Origin of the sequence: Weizmannia agrestimuris (assembly GCF_943193165.1) — a bacterium.
Taxonomy (GTDB): domain Bacteria; phylum Bacillota; class Bacilli; order Bacillales; family Bacillaceae_C; genus Weizmannia; species Weizmannia faecalis.
In genome coordinates, this window is sequence record NZ_CALPDC010000001.1 from 65,088 (window position 1) to 81,335 (window position 16,248).

General features: G+C 48.5%; 19 protein-coding genes. All 19 read left to right on the forward strand.

Features of this window, described 5'->3' with window-relative positions; translation table 11 throughout:
• The first annotated feature begins 4 nt into the window (after positions 1 to 4).
• The 19 genes from NFR98_RS00335 (at position 5) to NFR98_RS00425 (ending at position 16,245) form a co-directional block, all read left to right on the forward strand.
• Positions 5 to 628 carry a MotE family protein gene (locus tag NFR98_RS00335; RefSeq protein ID WP_014095451.1) on the forward strand — a complete coding sequence of 208 codons (624 nt, stop codon included), beginning with the start codon at positions 5 to 7 and terminating at the stop codon, positions 626 to 628.
• Between the two features lie 32 nt (positions 629 to 660).
• Complete coding sequence (locus tag NFR98_RS00340) at positions 661 to 2,778, forward strand: flagellar hook-length control protein FliK (protein ID WP_014095450.1); 2,118 nt, start codon at positions 661 to 663, stop codon at positions 2,776 to 2,778.
• Between the two features lie 5 nt (positions 2,779 to 2,783).
• Positions 2,784 to 3,431, forward strand: a complete 648-nt coding sequence (flgD, locus tag NFR98_RS00345; protein ID WP_196229967.1) for a flagellar hook assembly protein FlgD — start codon at positions 2,784 to 2,786, stop codon at positions 3,429 to 3,431.
• An 11-nt stretch (positions 3,432 to 3,442) separates the two neighbouring features.
• Positions 3,443 to 3,898, forward strand: coding sequence for a TIGR02530 family flagellar biosynthesis protein (locus NFR98_RS00350; RefSeq protein WP_026683996.1), 456 nt, complete (start codon positions 3,443 to 3,445; stop codon positions 3,896 to 3,898).
• A gap of 27 nt (positions 3,899 to 3,925) precedes the next feature.
• Complete coding sequence (gene flgG / locus NFR98_RS00355) at positions 3,926 to 4,690, forward strand: flagellar basal body rod protein FlgG (protein WP_026683997.1); 765 nt, start codon at positions 3,926 to 3,928, stop codon at positions 4,688 to 4,690.
• A gap of 39 nt (positions 4,691 to 4,729) precedes the next feature.
• Positions 4,730 to 4,945: a flagellar FlbD family protein gene (locus NFR98_RS00360; protein WP_017551521.1), complete on the forward strand. Its 216-nt coding sequence runs from the start codon at positions 4,730 to 4,732 to the stop codon at positions 4,943 to 4,945.
• Positions 4,942 to 5,364, forward strand: coding sequence for a flagellar basal body-associated protein FliL (gene fliL, locus NFR98_RS00365; protein WP_014095446.1), 423 nt, complete (start codon positions 4,942 to 4,944; stop codon positions 5,362 to 5,364). Before NFR98_RS00360 ends, fliL begins: the two co-directional genes overlap by 4 nt.
• Positions 5,365 to 5,472: 108 nt before the next feature.
• Complete coding sequence (fliM, locus tag NFR98_RS00370) at positions 5,473 to 6,474, forward strand: flagellar motor switch protein FliM (RefSeq protein WP_014095445.1); 1,002 nt, start codon at positions 5,473 to 5,475, stop codon at positions 6,472 to 6,474.
• Positions 6,464 to 7,582 (forward strand): flagellar motor switch phosphatase FliY, encoded by a 1,119-nt coding sequence (fliY, locus tag NFR98_RS00375; RefSeq protein WP_061565832.1) that lies wholly within the window; start codon positions 6,464 to 6,466, stop codon positions 7,580 to 7,582. Before fliM ends, fliY begins: the two co-directional genes overlap by 11 nt.
• A 15-nt stretch (positions 7,583 to 7,597) precedes the next feature.
• Positions 7,598 to 7,960 carry a response regulator gene (locus NFR98_RS00380; protein ID WP_014095443.1) on the forward strand — a complete coding sequence of 121 codons (363 nt, stop codon included), beginning with the start codon at positions 7,598 to 7,600 and terminating at the stop codon, positions 7,958 to 7,960.
• Positions 7,961 to 7,984: 24 nt separating this feature from the next.
• Complete coding sequence (locus NFR98_RS00385) at positions 7,985 to 8,668, forward strand: flagellar biosynthetic protein FliO (protein ID WP_026683998.1); 684 nt, start codon at positions 7,985 to 7,987, stop codon at positions 8,666 to 8,668.
• Entirely contained in the window at positions 8,661 to 9,326 is a 666-nt protein-coding gene (fliP, locus tag NFR98_RS00390; protein WP_014095441.1) for a flagellar type III secretion system pore protein FliP, read from the forward strand. Before NFR98_RS00385 ends, fliP begins: the two co-directional genes overlap by 8 nt.
• 14 nt (positions 9,327 to 9,340) lie before the next feature.
• Positions 9,341 to 9,610, forward strand: coding sequence for a flagellar biosynthesis protein FliQ (fliQ, locus tag NFR98_RS00395; protein ID WP_014095440.1), 270 nt, complete (start codon positions 9,341 to 9,343; stop codon positions 9,608 to 9,610).
• A gap of 3 nt (positions 9,611 to 9,613) precedes the next feature.
• The gene (fliR, locus tag NFR98_RS00400) at positions 9,614 to 10,393 is read left to right on the forward strand and encodes a flagellar biosynthetic protein FliR (RefSeq protein WP_017551524.1); all 780 of its coding nucleotides are present in this window, start codon (positions 9,614 to 9,616) and stop codon (positions 10,391 to 10,393) included.
• Positions 10,390 to 11,472, forward strand: a complete 1,083-nt coding sequence (gene flhB, locus NFR98_RS00405; protein ID WP_017551525.1) for a flagellar biosynthesis protein FlhB — start codon at positions 10,390 to 10,392, stop codon at positions 11,470 to 11,472. The genes fliR and flhB overlap by 4 nt, the downstream gene beginning before the upstream one ends.
• Before the next feature lie 31 nt (positions 11,473 to 11,503).
• A complete protein-coding gene (gene flhA, locus NFR98_RS00410) occupies positions 11,504 to 13,546 on the forward strand; it encodes a flagellar biosynthesis protein FlhA (protein ID WP_251459510.1) in 2,043 nt (680 codons plus the stop codon).
• Positions 13,543 to 14,670 (forward strand): flagellar biosynthesis GTPase FlhF, encoded by a 1,128-nt coding sequence (gene flhF, locus NFR98_RS00415; RefSeq protein WP_014095436.1) that lies wholly within the window; start codon positions 13,543 to 13,545, stop codon positions 14,668 to 14,670. The genes flhA and flhF overlap by 4 nt, the downstream gene beginning before the upstream one ends.
• Positions 14,667 to 15,527 carry a MinD/ParA family protein gene (locus NFR98_RS00420; RefSeq protein ID WP_014095435.1) on the forward strand — a complete coding sequence of 287 codons (861 nt, stop codon included), beginning with the start codon at positions 14,667 to 14,669 and terminating at the stop codon, positions 15,525 to 15,527. Before flhF ends, NFR98_RS00420 begins: the two co-directional genes overlap by 4 nt.
• Positions 15,528 to 15,585: 58 nt before the next feature.
• A complete protein-coding gene (locus NFR98_RS00425) occupies positions 15,586 to 16,245 on the forward strand; it encodes a CheB methylesterase domain-containing protein (RefSeq protein WP_017554485.1) in 660 nt (219 codons plus the stop codon).
• Positions 16,246 to 16,248: the final 3 nt, after the last annotated feature.

A 16,248-nucleotide genomic window follows, 5' to 3' on the forward strand; every position in this document is an offset into this window, starting at 1 on the left:
TGTTATGCGCAAACAAATGGAAGAAATCGAGACAGCAGCAGAAGAAAAAAAAGGCGGTAAACTGCAGTGGTTTTTTTACGTGATCCTGATTCCGCTACTGTTTGCCACCGCGATGGCGATCATTATCGCTACTATCTCGGGTGTCAATGTGATCAGTAAAGCATCGGGCCTCGCCCATCAGGTGACCGGGATATTTGGCACAGGCGGGAATGAAAAAGGGAAGAAGCAAAGCGGCACGTTCAGTGAAACACAGTATAAAAGCCAGATCCGTTCTTTACAAAAACAGGCGTCAGAAAAAGACAAAGAAATCAGCAAGCTGCAATCCGAACTGGACAAAAGCCAACAGAACAATTTGAAAATGAAACAAACCGTCTCTGATCTGAAGCAGCAATTGAAGAAAGCCCAGCAACAACAGGCAGCCAATCAGAAAAAATTAAAAGAAATCGCAAGCACCTATGAAAATATGAATCCGGAAAATGCGGCTGCCATTATTCAAAAAATGAGCGATCAGGAAGCAACGGGGATCCTTTCCCAGCTCAGTTCGGAAACATTGGCGAACGTCCTTGAAAAAATGAGTGCCGATAAAGCAGCAAAATACACCCAAATGCTCGGGCGTACAGGATCATAAGCCATCCATTAAACTTGAAAGGAGGTGAAAACATGAATGTAAATTCGGCTCTTCAGGCTGTACCATTTTCTCCGCCAAGTACGCAAACGGCTGGCGCACAGCTGCAGACGCAGCCATCCGGGTTTTTTCAGCAATTGAGCCTTGCCGGCCAGGACAGCGGCCGGATGCCGGAAAACGAGGAGGCAGTGGATGTTTGCCAAAAGCTTCAACAAAGGATTGTCGCGGTTTTAACGGAAAAGGCCGGGGCAACGGAACAGGCTAGAGAAGATGGAAGCCAGGAAGAAGGGGCTGATATGCAGACCATTTCCGCTCTTTTCAACCGGCTGGTGCGGTTTGCCGGCGCTGAAGACGAAAACAGCAAAAAAAAGATACAAGAAACAAAAACGGCCATCGAAACAGGCGATGCCGCAGCTGCCATCATGAATATGGCGCAAATGCTCGCCTCCATGCCAGTCCCGTCTTTAATAAAGCTCGGACTTGAAGATGCGGAAACATTGCTCAGGCAGGTGGGGGCTGTTCTAAAAACGTTTCCCGAAAATACAGCAGCAGGCATCAACATGATGCAGACAACGGAACAATTAGCCCAGTTGTCCGAAAAAATCGGCCGTTTTCTCAAGGCCATTTCAGCAGATGCGCTAAACGCGGGGCAGACGGTTTCAAGCGCGCCGCAACAGCCGGGCATTGCCGTAAAAGAAGAAATATTAAAAACTGCTTATTTGCATTTATCCGGCGGAAAGGCGGATCCATCGCTGTTTAAAAAAGCACCTGTTCTTCCTTTATCTCCAGCTGCCGCGGCTCTAGGAATGGCTTCCAATCCGGATCATGCCAACTCGGCGCAAAATGGACGGGAAAGTAACCAGGTATTGCTTCAAAACGGCCCAGTTTCTGCAAATGGGGCGATTCCGGAAATGAACGAAGCGGTATTGCCGGCAAATGAAAGAAGCGAACCGGCTGCTGCAGGCACGGGCACCACCGGAACAGCACTGCTACAAACAGACAACAATGAAGTGACGGAAGCCTTATCAAAGGATGGCCGCTCATCCCGGCAGGAAGGGGTGCCGTTTAGTCTGGCAGCAGAATCCGTCGCCGCGGATGAAAATGCTGGGAATCCGGCTGCAAAACCGCTGCAGGCGGGTACTTCAGGAGCGGACGCGCAAAATGGCAAAGCAGCGATTCGGGGCAATGCGCCAAGTGAAAGCAGGACAGGCGGGCCATTGCAAAATCAGGCGCCCAGTGTGCAAACGACCGCCCATCCAGAGGCAAATACCGGGCAGCCTGCAGATGGCAGCCAGCTCAAGGCACTAAAAGCAACGGCTGATGAGGTGCAGGCCACTGCAAGCCAGCATATTGAGCTCATGGAAGACGGGATACCGGGAAGCAACGGCAGGGTGAAGACGCAGGCAACAGCTGGTGAAAATGGCCGGATTGCTGTGCCAGGCCAAAATGCGGGTCCCCAGCAGGAAAACGGAAAACTAGAAGACAGCAGCCGGCATGCCGCATTGGATTTTTCCCGGGAAATCCAGCAGACAGGACAATCCGGAAACGATAGCACCGAAGATGGATTGGCAAACGGATGGGAAACCGGAAAAAGAAGCCCTGTTGCGCATAACAGCAGCCATCTTCAAGCAGCAGAAGAAATAAACGGGAACGGCAATACAGCCCCGGCATTTTCACTCTCGGGCAAAGTGGAACAGCTCGTCCTTTACACCGGCGAAAAACATAATCCGGTTTCGTACCGGCAGTTTGTCCAGGAATTCGCCAATATCATTCAAAAGGCGGCCTATTCCAGCCATAAAGGCGCAAACAGGCTGTTGATCCGGCTTGAACCTGAAAACCTCGGTTCTTTGCGCGTGGAATTGCTTGAGCAGGACGGAAAACTGGCAGCAAAGATACTGACAGACACTGGTGCGGCAAAAGATTTGCTTGATTCCCAGCTGCAGCAGCTTAAACATGCTTTGGCAGGCCAGCAGGTCCAGTTAACAAAAATGGATATTGAATACCGTGACACAGCGGCACAAACCGCCCACGGCCAGCCCGGGGACAGCGGGGGCCGCGAACAACGGCAACAGCAGCAAAAACGTCGGGAAAACCCGGAACCGGGACATTTCTCGGCCATGCTCGAAAACAATATGATTGATGCGGAAGCGTAGGTGAAATGACTTTGACTTCTATTATTGACCCAAGCCTGCTGTTAAGCAATCAAAATACAGCTACCAGCACGCGTACGGGGAGTAAGACGTTGGATAAAGATGCTTTTTTGAAAATATTGATTGCCCAACTTCAAAACCAGGATCCGACCAAGCCAATGGACGACACGCAATTTGTCTCACAAATGGCGCAGTTCTCTTCATTGGAGCAAATGACCAATCTGAAAAACGATATCGACAATCTGATCAAACTTTCGCAGCAATCGCAGCAAATTGCGTATACACAATATATCGGGAGAACGGTTTCCTGGGAAAAAACGGAAACAGCAGATGACGGAACAGCATCCGTTAAGTCGGGAACCGGGACGATTACCGGCATTTCGTTTGGGGATGACAATGCAGTTACCTTCACGCTGGATGACGGAACGAAAATCAGTTCTTCCGATATGACAGGGATCAATAGCAACACTTCAAATGAAGCAGCATTGATTCAGGCAAGCCATTTGATTGGAAAAAAAGTGGCCTATACAAATAATGCCGGAAAAGAAGAAACAGCTTCGGTCAGTGCCGTTTCCATCCAAAACGGCAGCCTCATCTTTACACTTGATAACGGGCAAAAAGCCGCAAGCGGGCAGCTTACGAAAATTGCAAACTAGGAAGTGATTGAATGGATCAATCCTATCCGTCCATTCCATTGCAGCGAACCACGCCTGTGCGTTCTCTTAATGGAACGCGAGAATCCGGCCAGGGGAAGAACCAAACCGGCCATTTTTCGGATTATTTCAAGCAGGCATTGTCCGGGCAGTCTGAACCAGCCACATTAAAAATCAGCAAACACGCCGGCGAAAGGCTGCAGGAACGGGGGATTGAACTCGACGATTCCACCTGGAAGCAGATCAGCGAAAAGGTGGCGGAGGCAAAGCAAAAAGGGCTGGATGAGACACTGGTTCTGGCAGATGATGCCGCGCTGATCGTCAGTGCAAAAAATGCAACCGTGATTACTGCAATGGACCGGAGTGAAGCCGGTTCCCAAATTTTCAGCAATATTAACGGCGCCATCATTTTAGAATCACCGGCCGGACCGGAAGGAAGGCCGCAGCTGCCGAATGACAGACGCAGCTGAAAACAAAAATGGAGAGGGGTTAATGCAATGTTACGTTCATTATATTCAGGCGTAAGCGGCATGAAAAACTTTCAAACAGAACTTGATACAATCGGAAACAACATCGCAAATGTGAATACTTACGGGTACAAAAAAGGGCGTGTGACGTTTAAAGATGCAATCAGCCAGACGCTAGCCAGCGCGACGCCCGGCACAAGCGCCCAGCAGGTAGGCCTTGGGTCTCAGATCGGTTCAATTGATACCGTTGATACTTCAGGAAGTCCGGAATCAACGGGGCGTCCCCTTGACTTTGCGATTACTGGAGACGGGTACTTCAGAGTAGCAGATGGCAACAACACGTACTATACGCGTGCCGGCAATTTTTACTTTGATAATAACAGAAGACTCGTCAATTCAGAAGGTTTTACTGTGCTGGGTACAAATGGACAAGCCATCACCCTTGGCGCAAATGTCAAAAGCTTTTCAGTCGCAACAGACGGAACCATTACCGATCAGGATGGCAATACAATTGGAACAATCAGCATTGCCACTTTCCAGAATCCTGCCGGGCTGACAAAAGTCGGCGGCAATTTATATACCACAACGAATTCCAATGCGGGGACGGTCACAGTAAGCCAGCCGGGACAAGACGGTGCAGGCACAATCAAATCCGGCTATCTCGAAATGTCCAATGTCGACCTGTCGGAAGAGTTGACCAATATGATCGTAGCAGAACGCGGGTTTCAGGCGAATACAAGAATTATTACGACATCCGATGAAATTCTGCAGGAACTTGTCAATCTGAAACGATAGGGGGAAGGGGGCCAGGGCTCTAGCCCCGGCCCGCATAATGTGATTGAAGTGACAAAATTAAACGGCAGGGCATTCTGGATAAACGCTATTCATATTGAAACGGTGGAAAGCATGCCGGATACAAGAATCATCCTGACAAACGGACACGCTTATATTGTTAGGGAGTCGAGCAAAGAAATCGAGCAAAAAGTGACCGCCTTTTTCCGGTCTGTTTCTTTGCTTGGAAGAAATACCGGGGAGGAGGGGCCGGAATGAATAAAATGGTGCGGATCATGCTTGTGATGATTTCCGTCATTTTACTGGCCGGCATCATCACCATCATCGTCATCTATAAATCGAACGAGGCAACAAAGGCAAAAGGGCCAAACATTGATGAAGTTGTCGATTCTTCCGTGGACATTGACACGATGACAACCAATCTGAAAGACAACCACATCGTCCAGATTGCCATCAAAATTGAAGGAAACAATAAAAAAGCAAAAGATGAACTGACAAAAAGAGATTTTCAAATCAAAGACATTATGATTGACGAGCTGTCAAATATGAACATGCAGGATTTGCAAGCTGAAAAGGGGAAACAAAAGTTCAAAACAGACATAAAAAACCGGTTAAATAAAATGATGCAGGACGGCGAAGTTGTAAATGTATATATTACTTCCTTTGTTATCCAATAAAAGTATGCCGCCTGTTGAAGCAATAAAGGCAGAGTGCAGCAAACAGGCAGTGCCGCAGCAGGCAGTCCGGCCCCTGTGCCTGTATGTAAACAAGGGGGGTGGGTAAACTTGCCGGAAGATATTTTATCGCAGTCTGAAATTGATGCGCTGCTATCCGCCCTGTCAACGGGGGAAATGAACGCGGAGGAAATAAAAAAAGAGGAAACCCGGAAAGTCAAAGTATATGATTTCAAGCGGGCACTCCGGTTTTCAAAAGACCAGATCAGAAGCCTGACAAGAATTCATGAAAACTTCTCAAGGATTCTGACAACCTTTTTATCTGCCCAGCTCCGGACTTACGTGCAGATTTCCGTTGCATCGGCTGACCAGATTCCGTATGAGGAATTTATCCGTTCGATACCGAAAATGACGCTTTTGACGGTTTATGAAGTTCCCCCGCTTGACGGGAATATTATTATGGAAATTAACCCGAACATTGCCTATACGATGATGGATCGTGTGTTGGGAGGGTACGGGGAAAGCATCAATAAAATTGACAAACTCACTGAGATTGAAAAGAAAATCATGACGAGAATTTTTGACCAGACCATCGACCAGTTAAAGGAAGCGTGGAGCGAGATCATCGAAATCAATCCCTTTCTGACTGAACTGGAAGTCAATCCGCAGTTTCTGCAGATGATTTCTCCGAATGAAACCGTGGTCGTCATTTCTCTCAACACGACCATCGGCGATACAAGCGGCATGATCAATTTATGCCTGCCGCAAGTGGTGCTTGACCCGATGATGCCGAAATTGTCCGGGCATTATTGGATGCAGCACGCCGGAAAGGAACCGGACCCGAATAATATCCGCCTGCTCGAAGAAGGCATTAAGGAGGCAAAAGTGCCGCTCACCGCCGAACTGGGGACGGCAACAATAAAAATTGAAGATTTTCTGAATCTGGAAATTGGCGACTGTATACGGCTGAACCAAACCATTGAAGAGCCGTTGGTTGTCAAGGTGGATAAAATTCCGAAATTCATTGGGCAGCCGGGCAAGCAAGGCACTAAAATGGCTGTCCAAATCCTTGATATCATAGAGGAAGGGGAAGAAGAACAGTATGAGCGATGATATGCTGTCGCAAGAAGAAATTGATGCCCTTCTTAACGGCACTGCAAATCTGGAAGACGCAAGCGCCAAAGATTCCCTCCGTGTGGAAGATTATCTCGATTCCATGGAAAGGGATGCGCTTGGGGAAATTGGTAACATTTCGTTCGGGAGCTCTGCGACGGCATTGTCCACCCTGCTTTCACAAAAAGTTGAAATTACAACGCCTGAGGTCAGCATTGTCCGGCACGACAAACTGGCGGATGAATTTCCGCATCCTTACGTGGCCATTCAGGTGAAATACACGGAGGGCTTTTCCGGCGTGAATGTGCTCGTCATTAAACAATCCGATGCCGCCATTATTGCCGACTTGATGCTGGGCGGAACCGGCGAAAATCCGAGCAGCGAACTGGATGAGATCCATTTGAGCGCGGTACAGGAAGCGATGAATCAGATGATGGGTTCTGCCGCTACCTCGATGTCTACGGTTTTTAATAAAAGAATCGATATTTCCCCGCCGGCCGTTTCACTTTTAAATATTTTGGAAGGCGAAGGCACGGACAAGCTTCCGGACCAGGATTTGCTTGTGAAAGTCTCGTTCCGGATTATGATCGGGTCATTAATCGATTCGCAGATCATGCAGCTGTTGCCGCTTTCGTTTGCGAAAAAACTGGCGCGCGATCTCATTCATCCTGAACAACCCGCCGAAGCTGAAAAAAAAGCAGAGGAAAAGCAGCCGGATCAAAATATGCGCGGCCATGCTGCGGAAAAACCGGCTGAGCCTGCTCAAAATGCAGCAAAACAGGAGACGCACCAAAATGTGCAGCCGGCTGTTTTTACGAGTTTTGAAGAAACAGCGCCGCGCGTGGAAACGAAAAATCTGGACATGCTCCTTGACATTCCGCTTGAAGTGACCGTTGAATTGGGCAGGACATCGAAAACAGTAAGGGAAATTCTTGAAATGGGCGCAGGCTCCATTGTAGAACTGGACAAGCTTGCCGGAGAACCCGTGGATATTCTCATCAACCATCAGTTAATCGCCATCGGGGAAGTGGTGGTGATTGATGAGAACTTCGGTGTGCGTGTGACAGATATCGTGAGCCAGAAAGACCGGCTGAAAAAACTGAGATAATGGGGGAAGATCCAAATGGCAAAGAAAATTTTGATTGTAGATGACGCTGCGTTTATGCGCATGATGATTAAAGACATTCTGACAAAAAACGGATATGACGTTGTCGCTGAAGCGGGAGACGGCGCACAAGCAATCGAAAAATATAAGGAACACCGGCCGGATCTTGTGACAATGGATATTACAATGCCGGAAGTGGACGGGATCAGCGCGCTGAAGGAAATTAAAAAAATCGACCCGGATGCAAAAGTCATCATGTGTTCGGCAATGGGCCAGCAGGCGATGGTCATTGATGCCATCCAGGCCGGTGCAAAAGACTTTATCGTCAAACCGTTCCAAGCTGACCGTGTAATTGAGGCCATCCAAAAAACGCTCGGCTGACGATGCCAGGAAGGTGACAATGATTTGCAAAGCCAAGTGACGAAGGGGCTTTTGCTGTTTGGGATTCTGCTGTGCCTGCTGTACGGGTTTTCGGCACCCGGCAATGCCCTCGCGGCTTCTTTTAACGGAAATGTGAAAGAATGTATCGACCATCCGAAACAGTGTCAAAAACAAACGGACGGAAAATCCGAAAGCCAGGCTACACAATCGGAAACGGCAAATCCGGCGGTAACCTTCGGGGATATTGCGCGGATGATCCTCGCACTTATTTTCGTGATTTGTTTACTATACTTTGTTTTAAAATTTGTCAACAAAAGAAGCCATGCCTATCAAAGCAGTAAAATGATACAGAATTTCGGCGGCACGCCTTTGGGCGGAAATAAGTCGCTGCAAATTGTAAAAGCGGGCGACAGGATTCTTATTTTAGGTGTCGGGGACGATGTGCAGCTTGTCAAAGAAATTGATGACGAGGAAGAGGTCAGGCAGTTCGTTGACCAGTACAATCAAAAGCTCGAGCAGCAACTGGAACCGCGCGATATTGCGACAAGGCTCATAAAAGCGGTGAAAAACAGGGAAACTGGGGCAAAAACAGAAGCAACCCCGTTCGGGCATTTGCTGAAGTCGCAAATTAGCGCGATCAGGGAGGAGCGGGCGCAGGCGATGAAAGAACTGGAACAAAGGGAGAAGGAGAAACAGAACGATGAATGAGTTGTTGAATACATTAAGCAGCACATCCGGCGATACCGTTTCCCTTTCGGTCAAAATCCTTTTGCTTATGACCGTTCTTTCATTGGCACCGAGCATTTTAATCCTATTGACTTCTTTTACGCGGATTGTCATTGTCCTGTCTTTTGTCCGGACTTCGCTCGGCACGCAGACAGCCCCACCGAATCAGGTGATCGTAGGCCTTGCGCTGTTTCTGACGTTTTTTATCATGGCTCCGACGTTTCAACAGGTAAATAAACAGGCGCTCACGCCGTTGTTCCATGATAAACTGACGCTGGAAGAGGCTTATGACAAAGCCCAGAAGCCGTTTAAGGAATTTATGGCGAAAGAGACCCGGCAGAAAGACTTGCAGCTGTTTTTGGATTATGCCCATAAAAAGCAGCCTAAGTCGGTGCAGGATATTCCAATGACAACCCTTGTTCCGGCATTTACAATCAGCGAATTAAAGACGGCTTTTCAAATGGGCTTCATGATTTTCATTCCTTTTCTTGTCATCGATATGGTCGTGGCAAGTGTCCTGATGTCGATGGGAATGATGATGCTGCCGCCTGTGATGATCTCGCTGCCTTTTAAAATCTTACTGTTTGTGCTCGTGGACGGATGGTATCTTGTTGTGAAGTCGCTGCTTGAAAGTTTTTAAAGAAGGTGAATGGATTGAGTGAGGAAATGGTCATTTCACTGGCCGAAAAAGGCATCATGGTGACCTTTATGGTCTGCGGTCCGCTTTTATTGATTGCGCTTGTCGTCGGTATGATTGTCAGTATCTTCCAGGCTGCAACGCAAATCCAGGAACAGACGCTGGCATTTGTCCCGAAAATTGTTGCGGTGCTGCTCGGCCTTGTACTGCTTGGCCCGTGGATGCTAAGCCACATGCTTACATACACAAAAGAAATTTTATCCAATTTAACACAATATATAGGTTAACATATGGATGAACTGATTCCGTCATTCAGTATATTTTTACTCGTTTTCATTAGGGTCACCACTTTTTTTATCATGATGCCGTTATTTTCCCACAGGAGCGTACCGGCCCGGTTCCGGATCGGCCTTGGCTTCTTTTTGTCCGTCCTTGTGACATACACGATCCATGCCAAACCGTTCACCATGGATGGCGCCTATTTTATGCTGATGATTAAAGAAGCACTTGTCGGCCTGCTGCTTGGCTTTGTAGCCTATTTCATTTTGTCGGCCGTGCAATTGGCCGGTACGTTTATCGATTTTCAGGCAGGGTTTTCCATGGCCAATGTGATTGATCCGCAATCAGGGGCGCAAACGCCGCTTACCGGGGAATATTTGTACAGTTTTGCGCTGCTTTTATTGCTTTCCCTGAACGGGCACCACCTGCTTTTGGACGGGATTTATTACAGCTATTCGTTTATCCCGCTCGATCAGGCATGGGTCCATCTCGGGTCTTTCAATCTCGCAAAATATTTGGCAACCCTTTTGGCCCGTGTGTTTCTCGTCGCTTTTCAAATGTCGGCACCTGTTGTCGCCGTCCTGTTTTTAACGGACATTGCGCTTGGCATCATCGCCCGGACCGTACCGCAGCTTAATATTTTTGTGGTCGGCTTTCCGGTCAAAATTGCCGTTAGTTTGATCGCGCTGGCGGTGGCAATGGGCACGATTTATATCGCGGTTGAACATTTGTTTGAATGGATGTTTGTTGCGATGCGGAATTGTATGGCACTGTTGGGGGGATCCGTTTGAAGCACCTCTCACTCGATTTGCAGTTTTTCGCAGGGGAGAAAACAGAAAAGGCAACGCCGAAAAAGCGGCGTGATGCCCGCAAAAAGGGGCAGACAGCCAAAAGCCAGGATATCGTAACGGCTGTCATGCTTCTTGCGGTGTTTCTGTTCTTGTATTTCGGGGCCTCCTCGATCGGAAGCCCGATGATGGCACTCTTTCGCCAGGCTTTTTCAAAATATATGCTGCAGGATGTCACGGAGCAAAGCGTTGGCAAATTGATGACCGGCGTCATGAAACAGCTGGCTTCGATGCTTTTGCCGGTTATGGCCGTTGCCCTTTTGGCCGGCGTGGTCGGAAATGTGGCCCAAACCGGCCTCCTTTTTACCGGTGAAGGGCTGAAACCGAATATAAACAAAATCAATCCCGTCGCCGGATTAAAACGGATTTTTTCGATCCGGGCGCTTGTGGAATTGTTAAAATCCGTTTTAAAAATGGCGGTGGTCGGCGTTGTTGCTTTTTACGTCATTTGGGCCAATATCCAGGATATTTCAGGCCTGCCGTTTAAAAGCGCGGGCGATACGCTGGCTGCAGTCGGGCATCTCGCCGCCATAACCGGCATCAGCGCTTCTGTTGCCCTGTTTGTGCTCGCCGTTCTTGATTACTTGTACCAGCGTTTCGATTTTGAAAAAAATATCCGGATGTCCAAGCAGGAAATCAAGGAAGAATTTAAAAATATGGAAGGCGACCCGCTGATTAAATCAAAAATCAGGCAAAAGCAACGCGAAATGGCGATGCGGAGAATGATGCAGGAAGTGCCGAACGCCGATGTCGTCATTACGAACCCAACGCATTTTGCCGTCTGCCTCCGCTACGATGAAACAAAGAGCGATGCGCCCATCGTTGTGGCAAAAGGAGCGGACTTCCTTGCCCAAAAAATCAAATCGATCGCAAAAGAGCATGACATTGTCATGCTGGAAAACAGGCCGCTGGCAAGGGCGCTTTATGAGCAGGTGGAAGTTGGCGGACGCATTCCGGAACAGTTTTTTAAAGCAGTAGCGGAAATTTTGGCGTACGTATACAAAATCAAGCATAAAATTTAAGCTTTTTCATGCAAGTTAGGAGAGAAACCGTATGAGTGCAAGAGATTTGAGAGATATTCCCGTGATCGCAGGTGTCATTTTAATCGTCACTATGCTAATTATCCCTTTTCCGACATGGGCATTGAGCTTTTTAATTATATGTAATATTTCTCTTGCATTGATGGTACTTTTAATCTCAATGAATATGAAAGAGCCGCTTCAGTTTTCCGTCTTTCCGTCATTGCTGCTCATTTTAACCTTATTCCGGCTCGGGCTGAATATCTCAACCACCCGCTCGATCCTTTCCACCGGCAATGCCGGCGGGGTCATTGAGACGTTCGGATCGTTCGTTGTCGGCGGCAACATCGTCGTCGGGCTAGTCGTCTTTACGATTTTGATTATTATCCAATTTATTGTGATTACAAAAGGCGCTGAACGGGTGGCTGAAGTCGCGGCCCGGTTCACGCTCGATGCGATGCCGGGCAAGCAAATGAGCATTGATGCGGACTTGAATGCCGGCATGATATCCGATCAGGAGGCGCGCGCTCGCCGGGAAAAAGTCAGCCGGGAAGCAGACTTTTACGGCGCGATGGACGGTGCCAGCAAATTTGTCAAGGGCGATGCGATTGCCAGCATCATTATCGTTCTCATTAATCTTATCTTCGGGATCATTATCGGCATGACCCAGCTCGGCCTCTCCATTAGTGATGCCGCGAGCCAGTTTTCGCTGATGACCGTTGGCGACGGCATTGTCAGCCAGGTGCCGGCTCTGCTCATTTCGACAGCAACCGGGATCGTGGTCACGAGGGCGGCATCAGACGGCAATCTTGGCCAGGACGTAATGGCGCAGATGCTGTCCTATCCCAAAATGCTATATGTCGCGGGCGGCACGATCTTTCTGCTCGGCTTGTTTACGCCGATTAATGATTTTTTAACCATGACGGTGGCAGCGGCGCTGTTCATCGGCGGTTTCCGGCTCCAGCAAGTCCCGAAAAAGACGGAACAGGAAAGCGCGGAGAAAGCGGAAGAACTCCAGCCTGAGGAATTGAAAAGCCCGGAAAGCGTCATGAGCCTGCTCGATATTGACCCGATCGAATTCGAATTCGGCTACGGCCTGATCCCGCTTGTGGATGTCAACCAGGGGGGCGATTTGCTTGACAGGATTGTCATGATCCGCAGGCAGCTCGCCATCGAACTCGGCATTGTCATTCCGGTTGTCCGGATCCGCGATAATATCCAGCTTGAGCCGAATGAGTACCGGTTGAAAATTAACGGGAATGAACTTGCCAAAGGCGAGCTTCTTCTCGACCATTATTTAGCGATGGCGCCCGGCGAAGATGACGGCTCCGTTGAAGGTATTGAGACGGTCGAGCCGGCTTTCGGAATGCCGGCAAAATGGGTGACGGAAGAACAAAAAGAACAGGCGGAAATGATGGGCTATACGGTCGTGGACCCCCCGACGGTTGTCTCGACCCATATTACGGAAACGATCCGGCAAAACGCGTATATGCTGCTCGGAAGGCAGGAAACAAAAGCGTTGATTGACCATTTGAAAGAGTCGTACCCGGTGCTTGTGGAAGAGGTAACACCGAACCCGTTGTCCGTCGGCGAGATCCAAAAAGTGCTGGCGAATCTTTTGAAAGAAAATGTTTCCATCCGAAAACTGCCGATTATCTTTGAAACGTTAGCCGACTATGGTAAATTAACAACAGATACCGATTTGCTGACGGAATACGCCCGCCAAAGTCTCGCGCGGCAAATTACGGCGCAATATGCGCAAGACGGGCAATTAAAAGTCATCACCGTTTCGGGGAAAGTAGAGAAATTGATTGCGGATGGCATCCAGCGTACGGAACATGGCAATTATCTTTCCCTGGACCCGTCCGTGTCGCAAAAAATTGTGGAATCCGTTGCACAGCAGGTTGAGAGGGTATCGCTTACCGGCAGTTCCGCGGTCATCCTTTGTTCGCCTGCCATCCGCATGTATTTGCGGCAAATGATTGAACGGTTCTTTCCTCAGGTGTCGGTTCTTTCCTATAATGAACTGGAAGCAAACGTTGAGGTACAAAGCACAGGGCTGGTGAACATAGAATGAAAATTAAAAAGTTTATGGCGCCCAATATGTCTGAAGCAATGAAACAGATCCGTCTTGAGCTTGGGGACCAGGCCGTCATTTTAAATTCAAAAGTGGTCCAGCACAAAGGCTTTCTTGGATTTATGAAAAAGCGGAACATCGAAGTAATTGCAGCCGTTGACCCGGATGCCGGGAAAAACAGTCCGGTACAAACGGCCCCTGCCCGTGGTGAAAAACCTGCGCGCGCACCGGATGCCTCCGTCCGTTCAGAAAAAGAAAGCCTGCAAAAAGAAATCGCAGCGCTGAAAAAAGTGGTCCAGGAAGTGTCGAAATTTGGGAATCCCGCTTACCAAAAGTATCCACTGCCGATTCAAAAACGATTAAACACAGGTTTGCAGCAAGGGCTGGATGAATCGCTGCTGGTTGTGATCGGAGATGCCCTGTATGAAGAATGGGAGAAAGCAAACGGCAATCTGACGGAAAACGAAATTTTAAAGCAGGCGAAGGCACTGCTTCAAAAAAAGCTCGCCCATTTGACATACGGGGGGAGCCAGAAAAAGTACGTGAACCTGATCGGCCCAACCGGTGTCGGCAAAACGACGACACTCGCCAAAATGGCTGCACAGGCCGTGCTCGAAAAAAAAGAAAAAATTGCTTTCATTACAACGGATACGTATCGGATTGCAGCGATTGAACAATTAAAAACGTATGCAAACCTGCTGAATGTGCCGCTCGAAGTGGTCTATAAATTGTCCGATTTCAAAAAAGCGATCGAAAAATTTTCCGATTTTGACCGTGTTTTTATCGATACCGCCGGCCGGAATTACAGGGAGCTGCAATATGTCCGCGAGCTTTCAGGACTCATCGATTTTCATGCGGAAATGGAAACCTTTCTGACGTTGTCGTTAACGATGAAAGAGAAAGATATGAAAGCCGTTTTTGACAGTTTTCAAAGCATCAGGATTGACCGGTTTATTTTCACCAAGCTGGATGAGACATCCACTTACGGCGCTGCGATCAATTTAATGGAACAGTATGGAAAAGGCTGTGCTTATGTGACAAACGGCCAGGATGTCCCTGATGATATGCTCGAGGCAACCCCCGGTATTTTTGCCGAATACGTATTTGGGGAGAACGACAAATGAGAGACCAGGCAGAACAGCTGCGCGCAAAGTTAAAAATGCAACACGGGATTCCGGCAAAAACGCTTGCAGTCGCAAGTGGAAAGGGCGGCGTCGGGAAGTCCAACATCTCGGTCAATTTGGCAATGGCACTTGCAGAAAGGGGAAAAAAAGTCCTTTTATTTGACCTGGATGTCGGCATGGGCAATATCCACGTCCTTCTCGGGCTTGACGCACCATACACGATCTCGGACTTTATCAACCGGAATATCCCACTTGCCCAAATGATATGCGACGGGCCGGCCGGTATTTCTTATATTTCTGCCGGCAACGGGTTTGCCCAGATTGTCGAGATGGAAGAAGCTGCTGTAACCAGGCTTGTCACAGAGCTCGAACTGCTCCAGTATGATTTTGATTACATCATTTTCGATATGGGTGCCGGCGCCGCGCCATCAAGCCTTAAAATTTTGCTTTCGGCTGATGATATTTTTATTGTCACAACACCTGAGCCGACAGCGATTACCGATGCTTATTCGATGATGAAATATATTTACATGCAGCAATTCAGCGCCCCCCTTTATTTAATTTGCAACCGGGCGGAAAAAGAAAAAGACGGGATGTTGACGTTAAACCGGCTTCAATTTACAGTTAAGAAATTTTTAGGGAAAGAAGTGAACATTCTCGGCGTTGTGCCGGAAGATGCGCATGTAAAAAAAGCTGTATCAAGGCAGCTGCCGTTTTACAGTGCATTTCCACATTCAGCGGCTGCAAGAAGAATCGATGAATTGCTTAACCGCTATGTATCCGGCAATTCGGACGGGCCCAGCCAGCGCGCACCGGTATTTATGCGGAAACTGAGGGGGCTTTTGTTGAAATCTTAAACATGCATGACAATAACAGGGCAATGAATGACAGTTTTGAAAAACAGGGGGCAGATTTGTGAAATGGGAAAAACGTAAAGGAAGCGAACCGGAAAAAAACACGCAACCTTTGTCCGATCCTGTTCAAAGCGGACGGATAGCACGGAAAAAATTGGTTTGCATCGGAACATCGACCGGAGGCCCGCGCGCCCTGCAAACCGTCCTTTCTTCCCTGCCCGGGAATTTGGAAGCGCCTGTTCTGGTTGTCCAGCATATGCCAAGCGGATTTACAAAGTCGCTTGCCAGCCGGCTGAATGCCATTTCAAACATCAGGGTGAAAGAAGCCGAGGATGGCGAAATGCTCAAGCCGGGGGCGGTTTATATTGCGCCCGGGGACTTCCATATGGGCGTGGAGGCGCGCGGCGCACATCTCTTTATCCGGCTTGAGCAATCCGCGCCGGTTAACGGGCACAGGCCGGCTGTGGATAAAACATTTGAATCGGTGAGCATGCTGAAAAACTATGAAACACTTGCCGTCATCATGACCGGGATGGGTTCAGACGGAACAAAAGGTTTGATCGCGTTAAAGAATCGCGGGCATGTAAGAGCGATTGTCGAAGCGGAAGAAAGCTGCATCGTTTACGGCATGCCGAGAAGTGCCATTGCCGCGAAAGTGGTGGATGAAGTTTTGCCGCTGGAAAAAATTGCGGAGGCAATCATGAAATTTATTAGTGATTAGGGT